The organism is Mesorhizobium sp. M0587 (assembly GCF_040320945.1).
Taxonomy (GTDB): domain Bacteria; phylum Pseudomonadota; class Alphaproteobacteria; order Rhizobiales; family Rhizobiaceae; genus Mesorhizobium.
In genome coordinates this window covers 1-606 of the sequence record NZ_JAMYQP010000121.1, presented here as the reverse complement: position 1 = coordinate 606, position 606 = coordinate 1, and the positions used below count along the sequence as shown (strand labels likewise).

Genomic DNA, 606 nt, shown 5'->3' with positions numbered 1-606 from the left:
CGGCAACGCCGCTGCAGCGTTGCGCCAAGGCCAGCGAGGCATGCTCATGCGCCAGCAGCTCGGAAAGCCGGCGATGCGTGGCCCGCACACTCGCCTCGACCCCAGTGCCGTCGAGGTCGAGGCGCACAGGCAGGGTGTTGATGAACAGGCCCATGGCGCGGTCGGCGCCGGCACCGGCATGCATGCGGCCGAACAGCACCGTGCCGAACACCACCTGCTGACGCCCGCTGCTCAGCGCCACCACCTGCCCCCAGGCCAGATGGCACAGGCTGGCCAGGCTCACCCCCAGCCGCCGCGCCTGGGCCCGCAGCCGATCGTTGAGCGCCTGCGGCAGCATCCGATGCGCCTCGCCAACCCCGCTGCCGTCGCCATGGACCTCGCTCAGCCCGAACGGCAGCGTCGGCTCGTCGATGTCGGCCAGCATCGCCCGGAAGAACTCTTCATGCGCCTTGGCATCGACCCCCAGCCGCGCCTGCGCCACCAGCTTGCGGAACGGCTGCGGCGCGGCAAGCTCATGCCCGCGACCTTCCAGCACGGCCCGCACCTCGGCATGCATGACCTCCAGCGTCGTGTGATCGCCGATCAGATGGTGCAGCAGCTCCAACA

General features: G+C 70.6%; 1 protein-coding gene. It reads right to left on the bottom strand.

The window, feature by feature from the left end; genetic code table 11:
* Positions 1-606, bottom strand: a 606-nt coding sequence (locus tag NKI49_RS33285; protein WP_352695961.1) for a condensation domain-containing protein, incomplete at both ends; no start/stop codon positions are given.